The sequence below is a fragment of the Streptomyces sp. NBC_00659 genome (assembly GCF_036226925.1).
Taxonomy (GTDB): Bacteria; Actinomycetota; Actinomycetes; order Streptomycetales; family Streptomycetaceae; genus Streptomyces.
This window is the reverse complement of the sequence record NZ_CP109031.1, coordinates 6774022-6791695: the sequence shown is the minus strand read 5'-3', so window position 1 is coordinate 6791695 and position 17674 is coordinate 6774022. Positions and strand designations below refer to the sequence as shown.

Here is a 17674-nt window from a genome sequence, read left to right as displayed (position 1 = left end):
CGGGTCGTTTGTCCGGCGCGTAACAGTCGGGTGGCGAGGTGCTCCGGTTTGGACTGATCGCCCACTGGTCGGGCCCGCTGATCGCCGGGATCCGCCGAGCGGGATCGCCGGATGTCCGCCGGGCGAGCCGCCGGGCGCGCGGCCGTCAGCGGCGGGACCCGGTCACTCCCCGGTCGCGGCCGTGGTCTTCAGGGCCAGCCAGAGTTCCATCCGGACGTCGGGGTCGTCCAGGGAGCGGCCGAGGATCTCCTCGACCCTGCGCATCCGGTAGCGCAGCGTGTGCCGGTGGACTCCCAGGTCGGCGGCCGCCGCGTCCCACTGCCCGTGACGTGACAGCCACGCCCGCAGCGAGGCGACGAGGTCCCCGCGGCCGGTGGCGTCGTGCTCGTGGAGCGCCCGCAGGAGCCCGTCGGCGAACGCCCGCACGGCGTCGTCCGCGAGCAGCGGCAGTACGGACCCGGCCGCCAGTTCCTCGTGCTCGACGAGGAACCGGCCCCGCCGCCGGGCGACGGACAGGGCCTGTTCGGCCTGCTTGTAGGCGGCACGGGCGGCGATCGGTCCTGCGGGGGCCGAGAGCCCGACGACGAGTTCGCCCTCGTCCCCGGCCGCCTTGGCGGGCTGCTCGCGGGGGACGGCCCGCGCGGACTCCAGCCCCGCGGCGTAGTCCCCGCAGGCCGCCACCGCGGCGCCTCCGTCCACGGCGAGAACGACCAGCCGCTCCCCGTCGGGCACGACGAGCACCGACTCCCCCGAACGCGCGGCGGCGGATTCGAGGACCTCCGCGAGGCTGCCCAGCGGATCACCCTTGGCGTCGGGCACGGCGACGGCGGTCTTCGAGGGCGCGGCGGCACCCGGCCGGGCGTGTGCGTCGGCGTGCGCACGGCCGGCCGACGCGGACACCGACTCGGCGATGATCAGCCGGAAGGGGGCGTCGAGCAGTTCGCCGTACAGGTCTCCGGCGACGGCGCGCGCGTGGTCGGATTCCCCGGCGAGCAGCATCCCGAGCACGGCCGCGCCGATCCGCTGCTCGGCGGCGTGCAGGGACCGCGAGCGTTCGGTGGTGAGGGTCAGCAGGGCGATGGCCGAGTGCACGGCGTAGCGCTCGGCGGTGCCGAGCGCGCCGGCGGTCCCGACGGCGAGCGCGGCGCGCGGTCTGCGTCCCGTGCCGAGGGAGTGCAGTTCGACGCGGTCCTCCCCGCCCACCACGGAGCTCGCGGGGGCGGGCCGCTCGCGCAGCCGCTCCACGTCCGGGGTGAGGCGCGCGGCGCGGCGTCCCGCCCAGTCGGGGGCGGCGGCGACGACGGAACCGGACGCGTCGTAGAGCGCCGCCCATCCGTCGACCTGTCCGGCGAGCGCGGTGAGCAGTCCCTCCGGCCCGTCGTTCAGGGCCTGCTTGGTGAGCTCGCGCTGAGCGGCGAATCCCGCGGTGACGGCCCGGTACTGATCCGCGGCGATGGCGGCGGACACGGCCTTGCTGATGGCGAGGAACGGGGTGCGCCGGGGCACTTCGAGGAGCGGCAGTCCCTCTTCCGCGGCCGCGTCGACGAGCGCCTTCGGGATCTCGTCGTAGTTGACCCCGACGGCGAAGCCGATCCCTACGACTCCGGCGTCGGTCAGCCGTTTCACGTACCGCCGCATGACCTCGGGATCGTCCGCGTCCAGCTTGAGCGCGGTGATCAGCAGCAGTTCCCCGCCCTCCATGTACGGCACGGGGTCGGCGAGCTCGCTGACATGGGCCCAGCGGACGGGCACGTCCAGGCGGTCCTCGCCCGCACGCACCGTGAGCTTGAGCGCGGAGTGGTGGACGAGCGAGGCGAGCGTGGGGGGCATGGGGCCTTCAGGTCGGTGTGATCGCTGTGATCTTTTGGCCGCGGCGTATGAACGGCCTGTGTCGATTCTGCCTCACCGTACGGTCGCCGCGTGCGTTCATCCCCGGACACCCTGGTCAGCGGGTCCGTATATCCATACGTCCGCCTCGATACGTCACGCCCCTGGGGCCCGTCAGCCGCGCAGGTCCACCAGCAGCGGCGGGGCGTGTTCCCCCTCGACGCTGGTCAGCGACAGGACGGCGTGGCCGGGCGGGACGGCGTGCGCCAGTTCGGAGGCGGACCAGCGTTCCCGCTCGACCTGACGCACGGTCACGGCGTCCGTGGTCACCGCCTTGCCGGTCACCAGCTTGCGCAGGGCGTGGATGGCCCGGGTCATGGGCTGGTCAGCGAAGACGGTGTGCTTGGCCACGTCCTGCGTCTCCACCCACTCGGTGCCCCAGGATTCGGCGAAGCGGCCGCCGTCCCAGGTCGTGACGCCGGAGAAGGCCATGCGGCAGCCGACCGCGCCGTACAGCGGCCCGTGCAGGACCTCGGGGATGTCCCCGATGGTCCGCAGGGCGAGGACCACTCCGGCGTTGTGCGCCCGCAGGCCCTGGATACGGCGTACCGTCTCGGCGGTCAGGGCGCCGGTCGCGTCGTCGAGGACCAGGCAGGCGAAGTGCCCGCGCCGGTCGCCGCCGCGGACGACGGCGGCGAACTGGGCGAGCAGGAGCCGGGTGATGAGCTGGGAGGCCTCTTCGTACCCGCGTTCCGGCAGGTCGACGCGGACACGCAGCGGGTGATGGGCCACCGCCCGGAGCGAGAACGGCCGGGCGCTGGTGCCCGAGCCGAAGAAGTCCGCGAAGACGGGCCGGTCCAGCAGCGCCAGGCGGTCGGCCAGAACGGGGCCGGGGTCGTTCGGGCCGCCGCTCTGCCGCAGCCGTGCCTCCAGTTCGCGGAGCATCACGGGGTGGCCCCCGGCCGACAGGTCCTGCCGCAGGGGTTCCAGCAGCGCGGGCACTCCTTCGAGCAGTTCGCGCAGCACGGGAATCGTGGGGAACGTGCCGTGCACGGCCCGGTAGGGACCGAGCAGCTGGGCCAGGGCCGTGGCGGCGCGCCGGACGTCGACACCGTCGCCGCTCCCGACCAGGCCTTCCGCGAGAAACGCGGCGGCCTCGTCCGGGTCCTCGCAGTCGGCGTACAGATCCAGGTCGTGGACGGACTCGGGGTCACCGAGCTTCACGACGACGTCGTACGACGCGTCGGGGCCGACCGGCGCCCCGGCGGCGGCCACGACGACGACGGCGCAGCGCGCGGTGAGGGCCTGGAGCCCGAGGGATTCGGCGACGGGCCGCACGAGGTGGCGCGTCTTGCCGGAACCCGCGGGTCCGACGGCGAGGAGCGAGGTGCCGAGCGTCGCCGGGCCGAGGGCGGCACCCGCGCCGGAGTAGGCGAGCGGGGTGCGCTCGCGGGCGACCCACCGGCCGAGCCGCACCTGGGCCGCGAGCAGGTCGTGCGAGGCGGCGCGGACGGGCAGGTCGCGGGCCCCGGACGGATGGGTCCAGGCCTCGGCGCCCCGCCGCAGCACGGTGTCGCTGAAGCCGACGAGCCCCCCGTCGCGCTTGGCCGAGGTCCAGGCGCGCAGAATCCTCACGCAGTCGACGTCGTTCATGCGTTCGGTCAGCACCTCGGAGGACAGCAGTTCCGCCGCCTTGTGCTGACCGGTCGCCCTCAGTTCGGGCCATTCGGCCGGAGGCCCGGACGGCTCTTCCGGTGCGGCCGGGGAGGCCGCCGCGGTGGCCGCCGCGGCCGGGCGGGAACCGAGGCGCGCCTTGGCGAGCGGCCACCAGCCGCCCAGTTTGGCGAAAGGCAGCAGGACCAGCACGGTGATCAGCGCTTCGACGCCGTAGCTGACCACAAGTGACGCAAACACGTCACGTCCGCCGGCGATCAGCGCCACCAGGGACAGCACCGGATCGACGATCGGCAGGGGGTCCCAGCTCACGCCCGGAAAGGCACTCGGCCAGACGAACGTCAGAGTCAGCAGGGCTGCCAGGGCCGCGATGGCGGCCCGGCCTGGCTGCGCGCGCCGTACGACGAAGTGATGTGCGATCTCGCGCCAGCTCCCGAGGCGCCCCATCGTGTAGACCAGCGCCGCGAAGAAGAGGCCGTCGTAGACGACGCGGGCGTCCACGCCCTGCCAGGTCTTCGGGGCCGTCGTCCCGCCCCACCACCAGTCCTGCGGCGTGAACAGCTTCAGCACGACCAGTTGGTAGGGGACGGCCCCCCGGCGCCACAGCGACCAGACGATCAGCCCGAGCACCAAGGGGATCAGGAGACCGACGATCGTCACGGAGGGCAGACGCCTGCGCTCCTTCGTCGCCCGGGGGGCGACATATCCGTACCGCCAGATCCCCAGTGCGGCCTCGGGGCGGGGTTCGTTGAGCCAGTCGCGTACGGCCCGGCGGGGTCCGGGCGGGCCGGCGGGGACGGGCGGCGGGCCCGAGGGCCTGGGCGGGGCTCCGCCGGGGACGGCCCCGGGGGGTGCGGCCGGACGAGGCACGGGATCGGCATGCGTGCCACGTGCGTCGCGCGTACCGTCGAAGTCCATCGTGTGCGCCCCCTGACCAGCCAGTCCGCCTGTCGCTCCGAGGCCAATCTAGTGGTCCTGCGGGGCGAGTTCACCGTTTACACGGCCGGGCCCGCGGCGGGACGGGGCCACCGGGCGTCCGCCCCTCTATGTCCACCGCGGACAACGGATTCCTCCGACAACGCCCACATGGCGCATGCCGAGCCCCCCTCCTCGGCTCTAGCCTGCGAAGAAAGAAGGCAAGCGTCCGAAAACCCCCCGCCCGGACCAGCCCCGCGTTCGCCGGGGACCGTCCGGTTCGCAAGATCATCAGGGAGCCCCTCATGACCGCACTTCCGCAGGAGCGCCGCGTCGTCACCGCCATCCCCGGCCCGAAGTCGCAGGAGCTGCAGGCCCGGCGCACCGCCGTGGTCGCGGCCGGTGTCGGGTCGGTGCTCCCCGTCTTCACCACGCGCGCCGGCGGCGGGATCATCGAGGACGTCGACGGCAACCGGCTCATCGACTTCGGCTCCGGCATCGCCGTGACGTCGGTCGGCGCGAGCGCCGAGGCCGTCGTGCGCCGGGCCTCCGCCCAGCTCCAGGACTTCACCCACACCTGCTTCATGGTCACGCCGTACGAGGGGTACGTCGCCGTCGCCGAGGCGCTCGCCGAGCTGACCCCGGGCGACCACGCCAAGAAGTCCGCCCTGTTCAACTCGGGCGCCGAGGCCGTCGAGAACGCCGTCAAGATCGCCCGCGCGTACACCAAGCGCCAGGCCGTCGTCGTCTTCGACCACGGCTACCACGGCCGGACGAACCTCACGATGGCGCTGACCGCCAAGAACATGCCGTACAAGAACGGCTTCGGCCCGTTCGCGCCCGAGGTCTACCGCGTGCCGGTCGCCTACGGCTACCGCTGGCTGACGGGCCCGGAGAACGCCGGCGCCGAGGCGTCCGCCCAGGCCATCGACATGATCAACAAGCAGATCGGCGCCGACAACGTCGCCGCGATCATCATCGAGCCGCTGCTCGGCGAGGGCGGCTTCATCGAGCCCGCGAAGGGCTTCCTGCCGGCCATCAGCCAGTTCGCCAAGGACAACGGCATCGTCTTCGTCGCGGACGAGATCCAGTCCGGCTTCTGCCGCACCGGCCAGTGGTTCGCGTGCGAGGACGAGGGCATCGTCCCGGACCTGATCACCACCGCCAAGGGCATCGCGGGCGGTCTGCCGCTCGCCGCCGTGACGGGCCGCGCCGAGATCATGGACGCGGCGCACTCGGGTGGCCTGGGCGGCACCTACGGCGGCAACCCGGTGGCCTGCGCCGGTGCGCTCGGCGCGATCGAGACGATGAAGGAGCTCGACCTCAACGCCAAGGCGAAGCACATCGAGTCGGTCATGAAGACCCGCCTCGGCGCCATGGCCGAGAAGTTCGACATCATCGGCGAGGTCCGCGGCCGCGGCGCCATGATCGCGATCGAGCTGGTCAAGGACCCGGCCACCAAGGAGCCGAACCCGGAGGCGGCCGGCGCGCTCGCCAAGGCCTGCCACCAGGAGGGCCTGCTGGTCCTGACCTGTGGCACCTACGGCAACGTCCTCCGCTTCCTGCCCCCGCTGGTCATCGGCGAGGACCTCCTGAACGAGGGCCTCGACATCATCGAGCAGGCCTTCTCCCGCATCTGACGACGCGGACGTCACCGCAGCACCGGAACCCCGGACCCGCCCACGCGGATTCCGCCGGGGTTTCGGTGCTGCGGCGTTCCCGTGGGGGCGTGTGAAGAAGGTGTGCGAGGTACATGGCGGGACGCGAATCCGCCTGTCGGAGCCGCACCCCCTGCCGTAGGTTCTAAGCGGATCAGGGATACACCCGCCCGCAGGGGACTGCAGGCGGTACCGGGCCGAGGCTTCCCCGGCTTCGCCCTGGTCGTGCCCTCGCGCACACACCCGGAGCTTGCGGCTCCGGTTCTCCTCACCGATCGGACGGCCGCCCGCCCCAAACCCCCCGGGGCGCGCGGCATTCCGGTCCGGACGGCCGCCTCGGAACCACCCCCCCTGTTCCGGGGCGGCCGACTCCCTTCCTCCGCGGGGCCCGTGCCGCGACGGCGCCGGACAATGGCAGGCTGTCCCCCATGTCCCGCACGCCCCTCCTGTTCGGCCTGCCCGCCCTGTGCTTCGCGCTCATCACCTGGCAGGTCGTGGCGGGCGGCCCGCTCGTGAGCCTGGACGAGCGGCTGAGCGGCAGACTCGTCCACCCGAGCCGGTTCTCCGAGCTGCTCGCCGACCTGGGCAGCGTCCAGGTGGCGGTTCCGGTCCTGGCACTCGCGCTGCTTCTCGTCGCCCTGCGGAACCACGCCACCGGTCTGGACCGATGGTGGCTGCCCCCCGCCGCCGCCGCGGTCCTGATGGCGCTGGTCCCCGCGGTGATCGTGCCCCTGAAGGAACTCGTCTCCCGGCCGGGCCCCCCGGTCATGGGACCCGGCACCGGCTTCTATCCCTCGGGCCACACCGCCACCGCCGCCGTCGCGTACGGCGCGGCGACCCTGCTCCTCCTCCCGCTGCTCCGCACCGCGGGCGCCCGCGGCGCACTGCTGTGCGTGTGTGCGGCCCTGAACGCGGGCGTGGCGTTCGGCCTGGTCCGGCGCGGCTACCACTGGCCACTGGACGTGGTGGCCAGTTGGTGCCTCTGCGCCGTCCTGCTGTCCTGCCTGTGGCTCCTCGTCAGCCGAAGTACGCGTCGAAGTTCCGCGAGAACTCCCAGCCTCCGAACCGGTCCCAGTTGACCGACCAGGTCATCAGGCCGCGCAGGCCCGGCCAGGTGCCATGGGTCGCGTACGAGCCGCAGTTGGTCTTCTTCGTCAGGCAGTCCAGGGTCTTGGTGACCTCGGCCGGGGCGACATAGCCGTTGCCCGCGTTGGTGGTGGCGGGCATGCCGATCGCTATCTGGTCGGGGCGCAGGGGCGGGAAGACGTTGTTCGCGTCGCCCGCCACCGGGAAGCCGGTCAGCAGCATGTCGGTCATCGCGATGTGGAAGTCGGCGCCGCCCATGGAGTGGTACTGGTTGTCGAGGCCCATGATCGACCCGGAGTTGTAGTCCTGCACGTGCAGGAGGGTCAGGTCGTCGCGCAGGGCGTGGATCACCGGGAGGTACGCTCCGGCGCGGGGGTCCTGGCCGCCCCACTTCCCGGTGCCGTAGTACTGGTAACCGAGCTGGACGAAGAACGTCTCCGGGGCCATGCTCAGGACGAACTTCGAACCGTACTTGGCCTTCAGGGTCTTCAGGGCCGAGATGAGGTTGACGATCACCGGGGTGGTCGGGCTCTTGAAGTTCGTGTCGCTCGCGTCGAGGGAGAGCGAGTGGCCCTCGAAGTCGATGTCCAGGCCGTCCAGGCCATAGGTGTCGATGATCTTCGAGACCGAGGAGACGAAGGTGTCTCGGGCGGCCGTACTGGTGAGCTGGACCTGGCCGTTCTGGCCGCCGATCGAGATCAGCACCTTCTTGCCGGCCGCCTGCTTGGCCTTGATCGCGGCCTTGAAGTCGGCGTCGCTCTCCACCGTGGGGCACTCGGTGACCGGGCAGCGGTTGAAGCGGATGTCGCCCGAGGTGGTGGAGGTGGGTTCGCCGAAGGCCAGGTCGATGACGTCCCAACTGTCGGGCACGTCGGCCATGCGCGTGTATCCGGCGCCGTTGGCGAAGCTCGCGTGCAGGTAGCCGACGAGCGCGTGCGCGGGCAGGTCGGAGGAGCCTCCGCCGCCTCCGCCCGAGCCCGCGGAGGTGGTCGCGGTGACCGTGGCCGACTTCGCCGACTCGCCCGCGGCGTTCGTCGCCGCGACCTGGAAGGAGTACGCGGTGGAGGCCGTCAGCCCGCTCACGGTGGCCGAGGTTCCGGTGACGGTCTGGACCTTCACCCCGTCGCGGTAGACGGAGTAGCCGGTCGCGCCGGACACCGCCGTCCAGGACAGGCCGACCGAGGAGGACGTGACCGTGCCGGTCTTCAGACCGGTGGGCGCGGCCGGCGGCTGCCCCGCGTCGACCCCGGGGCCGGTCAGCGAGAGGTCGTCGGCCCAGTAGGCGCCGGTGCCGTACCAGCCGTGCGTGTAGATCGTGACCTGCGTCGTGGCGGCGCCGGTGCGGAAGGTGGTGCTCAGCTGCTGCCAGTCGGCGGCGGACGGGGTCCAGGTGCTGACGTCGGTGGTACCGGTGCCGGTCGCGCCGAGGTAGACGTAGCTGCCGCGGACGTAGCCGGAGAGGGTGTACTGCGCGTCGGGCTTCACCGTCACGGTCTGCGAGCACTGCGCGTAGTCACTGCCGGCCGGGGTAGCCGTCATCGCCGAACTGCCGCTGTGCACAGGTGAGTTGACGACAGCGGATGCCGTGCAGGTCCAGTTGCCGAGGCCCGACTCGAAGCCGCCGTTCCTGGCCAGGTCGACGTCGGCCGCCTGGGCGGCCGACGAGACCGCCACCAGGCCGGGTACGGCCAGGACGGTGGCCGTACAGGCGGCGAGCAGCCGTCGGCGGTGGCGGGCGAGGGGTCGGTCGTGCCGGGTGGGGTCCATGAGTGCCTCCGGGCATGGGGGAGTTGGAGGATGGAGCGCGCGCCCAACTTGGTCCAGACCAATTCGGTTGTCAAGTCCTCTGGCAGGCAACGGAGTTCCGACGGCCGCCGGGAGCTCCCCTCACCGGCGCCGGCCCCTGTCACGAGCGAGGCCGGCCGCGGCCTCGTGCATGGCCAGTTCGAGAAGTGCCGGGTCCGTGAGCGTGCCCGAGCCGTCCGGCGCGACCAGCCAGCGGACCCCGCCGGTCGACCGTCCCGGATAGGGCACCACGATCCATGTGCCGTGGCCCGCCGCGCGGACCCCCGTGCCCAGCCACCGGGTCGCGGTGCCCGCGGGCACGAAGAAGCCCATCCGGGCGTCCCCGAAGTCGACGAGCACCGGCCCGGGCTGGTCGAGCACCCGGGTCAGCACGTCGAGGGTGGGATAGCCGAGCCCGGCCGGAAGAATCAGGACGTCCCAGGCCTTTCCCGCGGGCAGCAGCGTGACCCCTCGGGGACTGCGCTCCCACTCCCAGCGGCAGGCTTCGGGGTCCGGAGCCACGGATACCAGCCACTCGACCGCCGCCTTGGGCCCTGTCATGACGGAACCTCCCTCTCGTGTCGACGCCGGTCGCGTCACAGAGGAGAGGGAGGTCCGGGCGGTCCATTACGCGGGTTCGGGGGACCGATTGACAGAAATTCAGCTCATGCCCTTCGCGGGCGTGCCGTCAGCTGTCGAAGCCGAGGCCCAGCTTGTCCATCGTCTTCAGCCACAGGTTGCGCCGGCCTCCGTGCGTGTCCGCCCGCGCCAGCGACCACTTGGTGAGCGCGATGCCGGTCCAGGCGAACGGCTCGGGCGGGAACGGCAGCGGCTTCCTGCGGACCATCTCCAGCTCGGTGCGTTCGGTCCGCTCCCCCTCCAGCAGGTCGAGCATCACCTCCGCGCCGAACCGGGTGGCGCCCACACCGAGGCCCGTGTAGCCGGCCGCGTAGGCGACCTTGCCCTGGTGGGCGCTGCCGAAGAACGCCGAGAACCGGGAGCAGGTGTCGATCGCGCCGCCCCAGGCGTGGGAGAAGCGGACGCCCTCGAGCTGCGGGAAGCAGGTGAAGAAGTGCTCGGCGAGCGTGGCGTACGTCTCGGGGCGGTCGTCGTACTCGGCGCGCACCCGGCCGCCGTACGGATAGATCGCGTCGTAGCCGCCCCACAGGATGCGGTTGTCGGCCGACAGCCGGAAGTAGTGGAACTGGTTCGCCGAGTCGCCGAGACCCTGGCGGTTCTTCCAGCCGATGGAGGCGAGCTGGTCGGCGGTGAGCGGTTCGGTCATCAGCGCGTAGTCGTAGACCGGGACGGTGTACGGGCGCACGCGCTTGACCAGGTTCGGGAAGATGTTGGTGCCGAGGGCCACCCGGCGGGCGCGGACCGAGCCGTACGGCGTGCGGACGGCCATGCCGGCGCCGGACGGCTTCAGCTCGAGGGCGGGCGTGTGCTCGTACACCCGCACTCCGAGCTCCACGCACGCGCGCTTGAGGCCCCAGGCCAGTTTGGCCGGGTGGAGCATGGCGACCCCGCGCCGGTCGTGCAGCCCGGCCAGGAAGGTCGGGGAGTCGACCTGTTCCCGTACGGCCGCGGTGTCGAGGAACTCGATGCCGTCGGCGAGACCCCGCCGCTCCAGCTCCTGGTGCCACGCGCGCAGTTCTTCCGCCTGGTGCGGCTCGGTGGCGACGTCGATCTCGCCGCTGCGCTCGAAGTCGCAGTCGAGGGAGTAGCGGGCGACCGCCGCCTCGATCTCGTCGAGGTTGCGGGCGCCCAGCTCCTCCAGCTTCCCGATCTCGTCCGGCCAGCGGGTGAGCCCGTTGGACAGACCGTGGGTGAGGGAGGCGGCGCAGAAGCCGCCGTTGCGGCCCGAGGCGGCCCAGCCCACCTCGCGGCCCTCCACCAGGACGACATCCCGCCCGGGGTCGCGCTCCTTGGCGATCAGCGCGGTCCACAGTCCGCTGTAGCCGCCGCCGACGACGAGCAGGTCGCAGGTCTCGGCGCCGGTGAGCGCGGGCTCGGGGCGGGGTCTGCCGGGGTCGTCCAGCCAGTACGGGACCGGCTGGGCGTCGGAAAGGGATTTCGTCCACTGATTACCACGGGTCATGGCGCTTGGGGCCATGATTTCAACTCCCTACAAGGGTGACGAGCGTTATGCCTTCTGCCTGTTCCGGCGATTTCCGATGACCATTCCGAACAGGACGAACAGGACGGCGACGAGGAACATGGCCGTACCGATGACATTGATCTGGACGGGTGTTCCGCGCTGTGCCGAACCCCAGACGAACATGGGGAACGTGACGGTCGAGCCCGCGTTGAAATTGGTGATGATGAAATCGTCGAAGGAGAGCGCGAAGGCGAGCAGCGCGCCCGCGGCGATTCCGGGGGCCGCGATGGGCAGGGTGACCCGCAGGAACGTCTGCGCCGGGCCGGCGTAGAGGTCCTGGGCCGCCTGCTCCAGCCGGGGGTCCATCGACATGACACGGGCCTTGACGGCTGTCACGACGAAGCTGAGGCAGAACATGATGTGGGCGATCAGGATCGTCCAGAAGCCGAGCTGGGCGCCCATGTTGAGGAACAGGGTGAGCAGCGAGGCGGCCATGACGACCTCGGGCATCGCCATCGGCAGGAAGATCAGCGAGTTCACGGCGCCGCGCGCGCGGAAGCGGTAGCGGACCAGCGCGAAGGCGATCATCGTGCCGAGGACGGTGGCCCCGATCGTCGCCCATACGGCGATCTGGAGGCTGAGCCCGAGCGAGCCGCACATGTCGGCGACACCGCACGGATCCTTCCAGGCGTCCGTGGAGAACTGCTGCCACTCGTAATTGAAGCGGCCCTTCGGTTTGTTGAAGGAGAACACGGTGACGACGACGTTGGGCAGCAGCAGATAGGACAGCGTCAGCAGTCCCGCGATGACGACGAGATGACGCTTGAGCCAGGTGACGAGGGGCATTTAGACCAGATCCTCCGTCCCGGACCGGCGGATGTAGACCGTGACCATGAGCAGGATCGCGGCCATGAGAATGAAGGAGAGCGCGGCGGCCGTCGGATAGTCCAGGATCCTCAGGAACTGGGTCTGGATGACGTTGCCGATCATGCGGGTGTCGGTCGAGCCGAGGAGTTCGGCGTTGACGTAGTCACCGGCCGCCGGGATGAACGTCAGCAGCGTTCCGGAGACCACGCCCGGCATCGACAGCGGGAAGGTGACCTTGCGGAAGGTCGTCCAGGGCCTGGCGTACAGGTCGCCCGCGGCCTCGTGCAGCCGGCCGTCGATCCGCTCCAGCGAGGTGTAGAGCGGCAGGATCATGAACGGCAGGAAGTTGTACGTCAGACCGCAGACCACGGCCAGTGGCGTCGCGAGGACGCGGTCGCCCGCGGTCCAGCCGAGCCAGTCGGTGACGTTCAGGACGTGCAGCGTGTTGAGCGCGCCGACGACGGGGCCGCCGTCGGCGAGGATCGTCTTCCAGGCCAGGGTGCGGATCAGGAAGCTGGTGAAGAAGGGCGCGATCACCAGGATCATGATCAGGTTGCGCCAGCGGCCCGCCCGGAAGGCGATCAGATACGCCAGCGGGTAGCCGAGCAGCAGGCACAGGACCGTGGCGGCGGCCGCGTAGGACACCGAGCGCAGGAACTGCGGCCAGTACTCGGTGAGCGCGTCCCAGTAGGTCGCGAAGTGCCAGGTGACCTTGTAGCCCTCCTCCAGGGAGCCCGTCTGCACGGACGTGGAGGCCTGGTAGATCATCGGCAGCGCGAAGAAGACGAGGAGCCACAGGAGTCCGGGCAGCAGCAGCCAGTACGGGACCAGGCGGCCCCGCTTCTTCGGCGGCTTCGGCTCGGTATGCGGCGCGAGCGGTGGCGCTTCGGCCTCGGCGACGGTGGCCATCAGGCGGCCTCCTCCTCGGCCGTGTCGACACCCGCGGAGACCTCTGTCCCGGCAAGCGGGGACTGGGCTGCGTCGAGTCCGAAGGTGTGCGCCGGGCTCCAGTGCAGGACCACGTCCGCGCCGGGGACGAGCCGGGAGTCCCGGTCGATGTTCTGGGCGTAGACCTCGAACTCGGGGCAGACGGCGCTGTCGATGACGTACTGGGTGGAGACGCCGATGAAACTGGAGTCGGCGATCTTGCCGGTGATCCGGTTGCGGCCGGCGGGTATCTCGCCCGCGTCGTCGGCGTGCGTGAGGGAGATCTTCTCCGGGCGGACGCCCACCAGGACCTTGCCGCCGGTCGTGGCGGGTGCCGAACAACGCGCCGCGGGGAGAACCAGCTTGCCGCCGCCCGCCTTGAGCACGATGTCGCCGCCGCTCCTGGAGTCGACCTCGGCCTCGATGAGGTTGGAGGTGCCGAGGAAGTTGGCGACGAAGGTGGTGTTCGGGTTCTCGTAGAGGTCGGCGGGCGCGCCGAGCTGCTCGACGCGGCCCCCGTTCATCACGGCGACCGTGTCGGCCATGGTCATGGCCTCCTCCTGGTCGTGCGTGACGTGTACGAAGGTGATGCCGACCTCGGTCTGGATGCGCTTGAGCTCCAGCTGCATCTGGCGGCGCAGCTTGAGGTCGAGGGCGCCGAGGGGCTCGTCCAGGAGCAGCACTTTGGGGTGGTTGATCAGTGCGCGGGCGACCGCGACACGCTGCTGCTGGCCGCCGGAGAGCTGATGGGGCTTCTTGCGTGCCTGCTCGCCGAGCTGGACGAGGTCGAGCATCTCCCCGACCTGCTTCTTGACGCTCTTGATCCCGCGCCGGCGCAGGCCGAAGGCGACGTTCTCGAAGATGTCGAGGTGCGGGAAGAGCGCGTACGACTGGAAGACGGTGTTCACCGGCCGCTTGTACGGCGGCAGGTTCGTCACCTCCTGGTCGCCGAGGTGCACGGTGCCGGAGGAAGGTTCCTCCAGACCGGCGATCATGCGCAGGGTGGTCGTCTTGCCGCAGCCCGAGGCGCCGAGCAGGGCGAAGAAGGAGCCCTGCGGCACGGTCAGGTCGAGCGGGTGTACGGCGGTGAAGGATCCGTAGGTCTTGCTGATCCCGGTGAGGCGGACGTCGCCGCTGGTTTCTGTCGTCATCATCGTCACGCCCCTGTGAGCTTCGCGAACTTCTCTTCGTAGGCCGTCTCTTCCTTCTGGCTCAGCGAGCGGAAGGCGTGGGACCGGGCCTGCATGGCCTTGTCGGGAACGATCAGCGGGTTGTTCGCCGCGTCCTCGTCGATCTTGGCAAGGTAGGGCTTCACTCCTTCGACCGGAGTCGCGTAGTTGATGTACGCGGCGAGCTCGGCGGCCTGCTCCGGCTCGTAGTAGAAGTCGATCAGCCGCTCGGCGTTCGTCTTGTGACGCGCCTTGTTGGGGACCAGCAGGTTGTCGGTCGACGTCATGTAGCCGCTGTCCGGGATGACGAAGTCGACGTCCGGGCTGTCGTTCTTGAGCTGGACGACGTCTCCGGCCCAGGCGACGCAGGCGGCGATGTCGCCCTTGGTCAGGTCGGAGGTGTAGTCGTTGCCCGTGAAGCGGCGGATCTGGCCCTTGTCGACGGCCTTCTGCAGCCGGGCTATGGCCGCGTCGTAGTCGTCGTCGGTGAACTTCGCCGGGTCCTTGCCCATGTCGAGCAGGGTCATGCCCATGGTGTCGCGCATCTCGGACAGGAACGAGACACGGCCCTTCAGCTTCGGGTTGTCGAGGAGGTCGGAGACCGACTTCACCTCGATCCCGTCGAGCGCCTTCTTGTTGAAGGCGATGACCGTCGGGATGCCCTGCCACGCGTACGAGTAGGCGCGTCCCGGGTCCCAGTCGGGGTTGCGGAACTGCGGCGACAGGTTGGTGTAGGCGTGCGGCAGGTTGGACGGGTCGAGCTTCTGGACCCAGCCCAGGCGGATCACGCGCGCGGCCAGCCAGTCGGTGAGGACGATCAGGTCGCGGCCGGTGGGCTGGCCGGCGGCGAGCTGCGGCTTGATCTTGGCGAAGAACTCGTTGTTGTCGTTGATGTCCTCGGTGTACTTGACCGAGATACCCGTCCGCTTGCGGAACGTCTCCAGCGTCGGGTGGTGCTTGCCGCTGTCGTCGAGGTCGATGTACTCGGTCCAGTTGGAGAAGTTGAGGGTCTTCTCCGTGGCGGAGTGGTCCTGGGCGGACGTGCCGCCCTGGGTCAGGCCGGCCGCGGGGATCCCGCAGCCGCTCAGTGCCCCGAGTCCGCCGACGGCCAGCGCGCCGCCCGCCGAGGCACGCAGCAGTGAACGACGGGTGAGGGCCGCCCTGCCGTTCCGGAGGCTGCGCCGCATGGCGGCCAGTTGCACCGGGGACAGGCGTTCGGGCTCGTACTGCTCCATGCTCTGATGCCCTTTCGAGAGGGTCGCGGCCGTGGTCGCGGCCTGGTCTGCCACAGGGCCGTAGCCGATGGGGCTACGGCCGGTCCCCGAAGACCGTGCGGTGCCAGTCCTTCCTGGCGACCGCGGTGTTGTCGAACATGACGTGCTTGACCTGCGTGTACTCCTCGAAGGAGTAGGCGGACATGTCCTTGCCGAAGCCGGAGGCCTTGTAACCGCCGTGCGGCATCTCGCTGATGATCGGGATGTGATCGTTGACCCACACGCACCCGGCCTTGATCTCGCGGGTCGCGCGGTTGGCCCGGTAGACGTCGCGGCTCCAGGCGGAGGCGGCCAGTCCGTACGGGGTGTCGTTGGCCAGCGCGATGCCCTCGTCGTCGGTGTCGAAGGGCAGCACCACGAGCACGGGGCCGAAGATCTCGGCCTGCACGATCTCGCTGTCCTGTGCGGCGTCGGCGACGAGCGTGGGCGCATAGTACGCGCCGCTCTTGAGCTCTCCCTGTGGGGCCTCTCCGCCGGTGACCACGCGCGCGTAGCCGCGGGCCCGGTCGACGAATCCGGCGACGCGGTCACGCTGCGCGTGCGAGATCAGCGGGCCGAGGTCGGTGCCGGGCGCGAAGGGATCGCCCACGCGGACGCTCGCCATCAGGGCGCCGGTCCGCTCCACGAACGCGTCGTAGAGGGGGCGTTGCACGTACGCGCGCGTGGCGGCCGTGCAGTCCTGGCCGGTGTTGATGAGCGAACCGGCGACCGCGCCGTGCACGGCGGCCTCCAGGTCCGCGTCGTCGAAGACGAGGAAGGGGGCCTTGCCGCCGAGCTCCAGGTGGAGTCGCTTGACGGTCGAGGTGGCGATCTCCGCGACCCGCTTGCCGACGGCGGTCGACCCGGTGAAGGAGGTCATGGCGACGTCGGGGTGCCCGACGAGATGCTCGCCCGCCTCCTTGCCCAGACCGGTGACGATGTTGATGACACCGTCCGGAATCCCCGCGTGGGTGGCCGCCTCTGCGAACAGCAGGGAGGTGAGCGGGGTCAGCTCGGCGGGCTTCAGCACGATCGTGTTGCCCGCCGCGACCGCCGGGAGGATCTTCCAGGCGGCCATCTGGAGCGGGTAGTTCCAGGGGGCGATGGAACCGACGACCCCGATGGGCTCGCGGCGTACGTACGAGGTGTGGTCGCCGGAGTACTCACCGGCCGACTGGCCCTGCAGATGCCGGGCGGCGCCCGCGAAGAACGCGGTGTTGTCGATGGTTCCCGGGACGTCGAACTCGCGGGTCAGCTTCAGGGGCTTTCCGCACTGGAGCGACTCGGCCCGGGCGAACTCCTCGGCCCGCTCGGCGAGCACGGCGGCGAACCGGTGCAGCGCGTCGGACCGCTCCCCCGGGGTGGTGGCCGCCCAGCCGGGGAACGCCGCGCGGGCGGCGGCGACGGCCGCGTCCACGTCGGCGGTGCTCGCCAGCTCGTACGTGTACACCTCCTCGCCCGTGGCGGGGTTCACGACCGCGTGCGTACGGCCGGAGGTGCCCTGGGTGAGACGGCCTCCGATGTACTGCGCGCCGCCCGCGAGGCGGTCCTGCGCCTGGAAGCGATGGCCCGGTTTGTGCATGTCGCTCTCCTCCGCCGTCCTCCCCGTCGGGACGAGGGTCGGCGTAGCTCCAGCTCGATTTGAGTGCCGATCCTGACAGAGCAAAGGGACTCCAACAAGTGATTCCGTTGTTGCCTTTTGGTTACGCGACGGAATCCTTTGACCAGGTGTCGAGTCCCCCCGGAAAAGGCGGGACGGTGTGTCAGTGGTGCGTGCCACAGTGGCGTGCATGGGGAAGATCGATACACGGGAAGCACTGGTCGGTGCGGTTCAGTCGGGGACACCGGTGAAGTACCTGCACTTCTGGGGGCACCGCCCGCAGCCGGACGGACGGCTGGGGTCGAGCTGCCTCAGCCAGTGGTGGCCGTCGCCCTTCGTGGTCGAAGGGGTCGTCTACGCGACGGCGGAGCACTGGATGATGGCGTCCAAGGCGCGCCTGTTCGGCGACGCCGAGGCCGAGCGGCAGGCCATCGAGGCGCCGAACCCCGCGCTCGCCAAGAAGGCCGGGCGGCTGGTGCGCGACTTCGACAACGGCGCCTGGGAGCGCGAGCGGTTCGGGATCGTCGTCGAGGGCAGCGTCCACAAGTTCGCCGCCCATCCCGGCCTGCGGGCGTTCCTGCTGGGCACGGGCGGGCGCGTGCTCGTCGAGGCGAGTCCCGTGGACCGGGTCTGGGGGATCGGACTCGCCGCGAACGACGACGGCGCCTTCGACCCACGCCGCTGGCCGGGCGAGAACCTGCTGGGCTTCGCCCTGATGGAGGCACGCGAGCGGCTGCGCTCGCCGGACGCGCCCACGGAGGCGGGCTCCTAGGGCCAGGCCGGAAGCGACGCCCCCAGGGGGCGGGGGGCGG

Annotated in this window: 13 protein-coding genes; 3 read left to right on the top strand and 10 right to left on the bottom strand. The window is 70.9% G+C overall.

Features of this window, described 5'->3' with window-relative positions; all coding sequences use genetic code 11:
• Positions 1-162: 162 nt before the first annotated feature.
• Together OG410_RS29795 and OG410_RS29790 are read right to left on the bottom strand one after the other, a co-directional pair.
• Entirely contained in the window at positions 163-1830 is a 1668-nt protein-coding gene (locus OG410_RS29795) for a PucR family transcriptional regulator (protein WP_329301914.1), read from the bottom strand.
• Positions 1831-2001: 171 nt separating this feature from the next.
• Entirely contained in the window at positions 2002-4419 is a 2418-nt protein-coding gene (locus OG410_RS29790; RefSeq protein ID WP_329301913.1) for an ATP/GTP-binding protein, read from the bottom strand.
• Positions 4420-4721: 302 nt separating this feature from the next.
• On the opposite strand from OG410_RS29790, the gene gabT reads away from it, so the two are divergent.
• Positions 4722-6056, top strand: coding sequence for a 4-aminobutyrate--2-oxoglutarate transaminase (gene gabT / locus OG410_RS29785; RefSeq protein ID WP_261708045.1), 1335 nt, complete (start codon positions 4722-4724; stop codon positions 6054-6056).
• A 446-nt stretch (positions 6057-6502) separates the two neighbouring features.
• A complete protein-coding gene (locus OG410_RS29780) occupies positions 6503-7153 on the top strand; it encodes a phosphatase PAP2 family protein (RefSeq protein WP_443063811.1) in 651 nt (216 codons plus the stop codon).
• On the opposite strand, the gene OG410_RS29775 is transcribed toward OG410_RS29780, so the two are convergent.
• The 8 genes from OG410_RS29775 to OG410_RS29740 form a co-directional block, all read right to left on the bottom strand.
• Positions 7092-8927, bottom strand: coding sequence for a chitinase (locus tag OG410_RS29775; protein WP_329301912.1), 1836 nt, complete (start codon positions 8925-8927; stop codon positions 7092-7094). The genes OG410_RS29780 and OG410_RS29775 overlap by 62 nt on opposite strands.
• A 120-nt stretch (positions 8928-9047) precedes the next feature.
• The gene (locus OG410_RS29770) at positions 9048-9506 is read right to left on the bottom strand and encodes a hypothetical protein (protein WP_329301911.1); all 459 of its coding nucleotides are present in this window, start codon (positions 9504-9506) and stop codon (positions 9048-9050) included.
• A gap of 127 nt (positions 9507-9633) precedes the next feature.
• Positions 9634-11061: an NAD(P)/FAD-dependent oxidoreductase gene (locus tag OG410_RS29765; RefSeq protein WP_329301910.1), complete on the bottom strand. Its 1428-nt coding sequence runs from the start codon at positions 11059-11061 to the stop codon at positions 9634-9636.
• A 30-nt stretch (positions 11062-11091) separates the two neighbouring features.
• Positions 11092-11892, bottom strand: a complete 801-nt coding sequence (locus OG410_RS29760; protein WP_328447506.1) for an ABC transporter permease — start codon at positions 11890-11892, stop codon at positions 11092-11094.
• The gene (locus OG410_RS29755) at positions 11893-12822 is read right to left on the bottom strand and encodes an ABC transporter permease (protein ID WP_329301909.1); all 930 of its coding nucleotides are present in this window, start codon (positions 12820-12822) and stop codon (positions 11893-11895) included.
• The gene (locus tag OG410_RS29750) at positions 12822-13991 is read right to left on the bottom strand and encodes an ABC transporter ATP-binding protein (protein ID WP_329304292.1); all 1170 of its coding nucleotides are present in this window, start codon (positions 13989-13991) and stop codon (positions 12822-12824) included. The genes OG410_RS29755 and OG410_RS29750 overlap by 1 nt, the downstream gene beginning before the upstream one ends.
• A 5-nt stretch (positions 13992-13996) precedes the next feature.
• Positions 13997-15244 carry an ABC transporter substrate-binding protein gene (locus OG410_RS29745; protein ID WP_329301908.1) on the bottom strand — a complete coding sequence of 416 codons (1248 nt, stop codon included), beginning with the start codon at positions 15242-15244 and terminating at the stop codon, positions 13997-13999.
• A gap of 73 nt (positions 15245-15317) precedes the next feature.
• Complete coding sequence (locus OG410_RS29740) at positions 15318-16844, bottom strand: gamma-aminobutyraldehyde dehydrogenase (protein WP_329301907.1); 1527 nt, start codon at positions 16842-16844, stop codon at positions 15318-15320.
• A gap of 208 nt (positions 16845-17052) precedes the next feature.
• On the opposite strand from OG410_RS29740, the gene OG410_RS29735 reads away from it, so the two are divergent.
• On the top strand, positions 17053-17634 hold the full coding sequence (locus OG410_RS29735; protein WP_329301906.1) for an NADAR family protein: 582 nt from the start codon (positions 17053-17055) through the stop codon (positions 17632-17634).
• Positions 17635-17674: the final 40 nt, after the last annotated feature.

Bases quoted from the DNA above. Each gene is read 5' to 3' on its own strand.
- OG410_RS29740 (WP_329301907.1), bottom strand. From the start codon at position 16,844: ATGCACAAACCGGGCCATCGCTTCCAGGCGCAGGACCGCCTCGCGGGC.
- OG410_RS29765 (WP_329301910.1), bottom strand. From the start codon at position 11,061: ATGGCCCCAAGCGCCATGACCCGTGGTAATCAGTGGACGAAATCCCTT.
- OG410_RS29795 (WP_329301914.1), bottom strand. From the start codon at position 1,830: ATGCCCCCCACGCTCGCCTCGCTCGTCCACCACTCCGCGCTCAAGCTC.
- OG410_RS29780 (WP_443063811.1), top strand. From the start codon at position 6,503: ATGTCCCGCACGCCCCTCCTGTTCGGCCTGCCCGCCCTGTGCTTCGCG.
- OG410_RS29760 (WP_328447506.1), bottom strand. From the start codon at position 11,892: ATGCCCCTCGTCACCTGGCTCAAGCGTCATCTCGTCGTCATCGCGGGA.
- gabT (WP_261708045.1), top strand. From the start codon at position 4,722: ATGACCGCACTTCCGCAGGAGCGCCGCGTCGTCACCGCCATCCCCGGC.
- OG410_RS29770 (WP_329301911.1), bottom strand. From the start codon at position 9,506: ATGACAGGGCCCAAGGCGGCGGTCGAGTGGCTGGTATCCGTGGCTCCG.
- OG410_RS29775 (WP_329301912.1), bottom strand. From the start codon at position 8,927: ATGGACCCCACCCGGCACGACCGACCCCTCGCCCGCCACCGCCGACGG.
- OG410_RS29735 (WP_329301906.1), top strand. From the start codon at position 17,053: ATGGGGAAGATCGATACACGGGAAGCACTGGTCGGTGCGGTTCAGTCG.
- OG410_RS29755 (WP_329301909.1), bottom strand. From the start codon at position 12,822: ATGGCCACCGTCGCCGAGGCCGAAGCGCCACCGCTCGCGCCGCATACC.
- OG410_RS29745 (WP_329301908.1), bottom strand. From the start codon at position 15,244: ATGGAGCAGTACGAGCCCGAACGCCTGTCCCCGGTGCAACTGGCCGCC.
- OG410_RS29790 (WP_329301913.1), bottom strand. From the start codon at position 4,419: ATGGACTTCGACGGTACGCGCGACGCACGTGGCACGCATGCCGATCCC.
- OG410_RS29750 (WP_329304292.1), bottom strand. From the start codon at position 13,991: ATGACGACAGAAACCAGCGGCGACGTCCGCCTCACCGGGATCAGCAAG.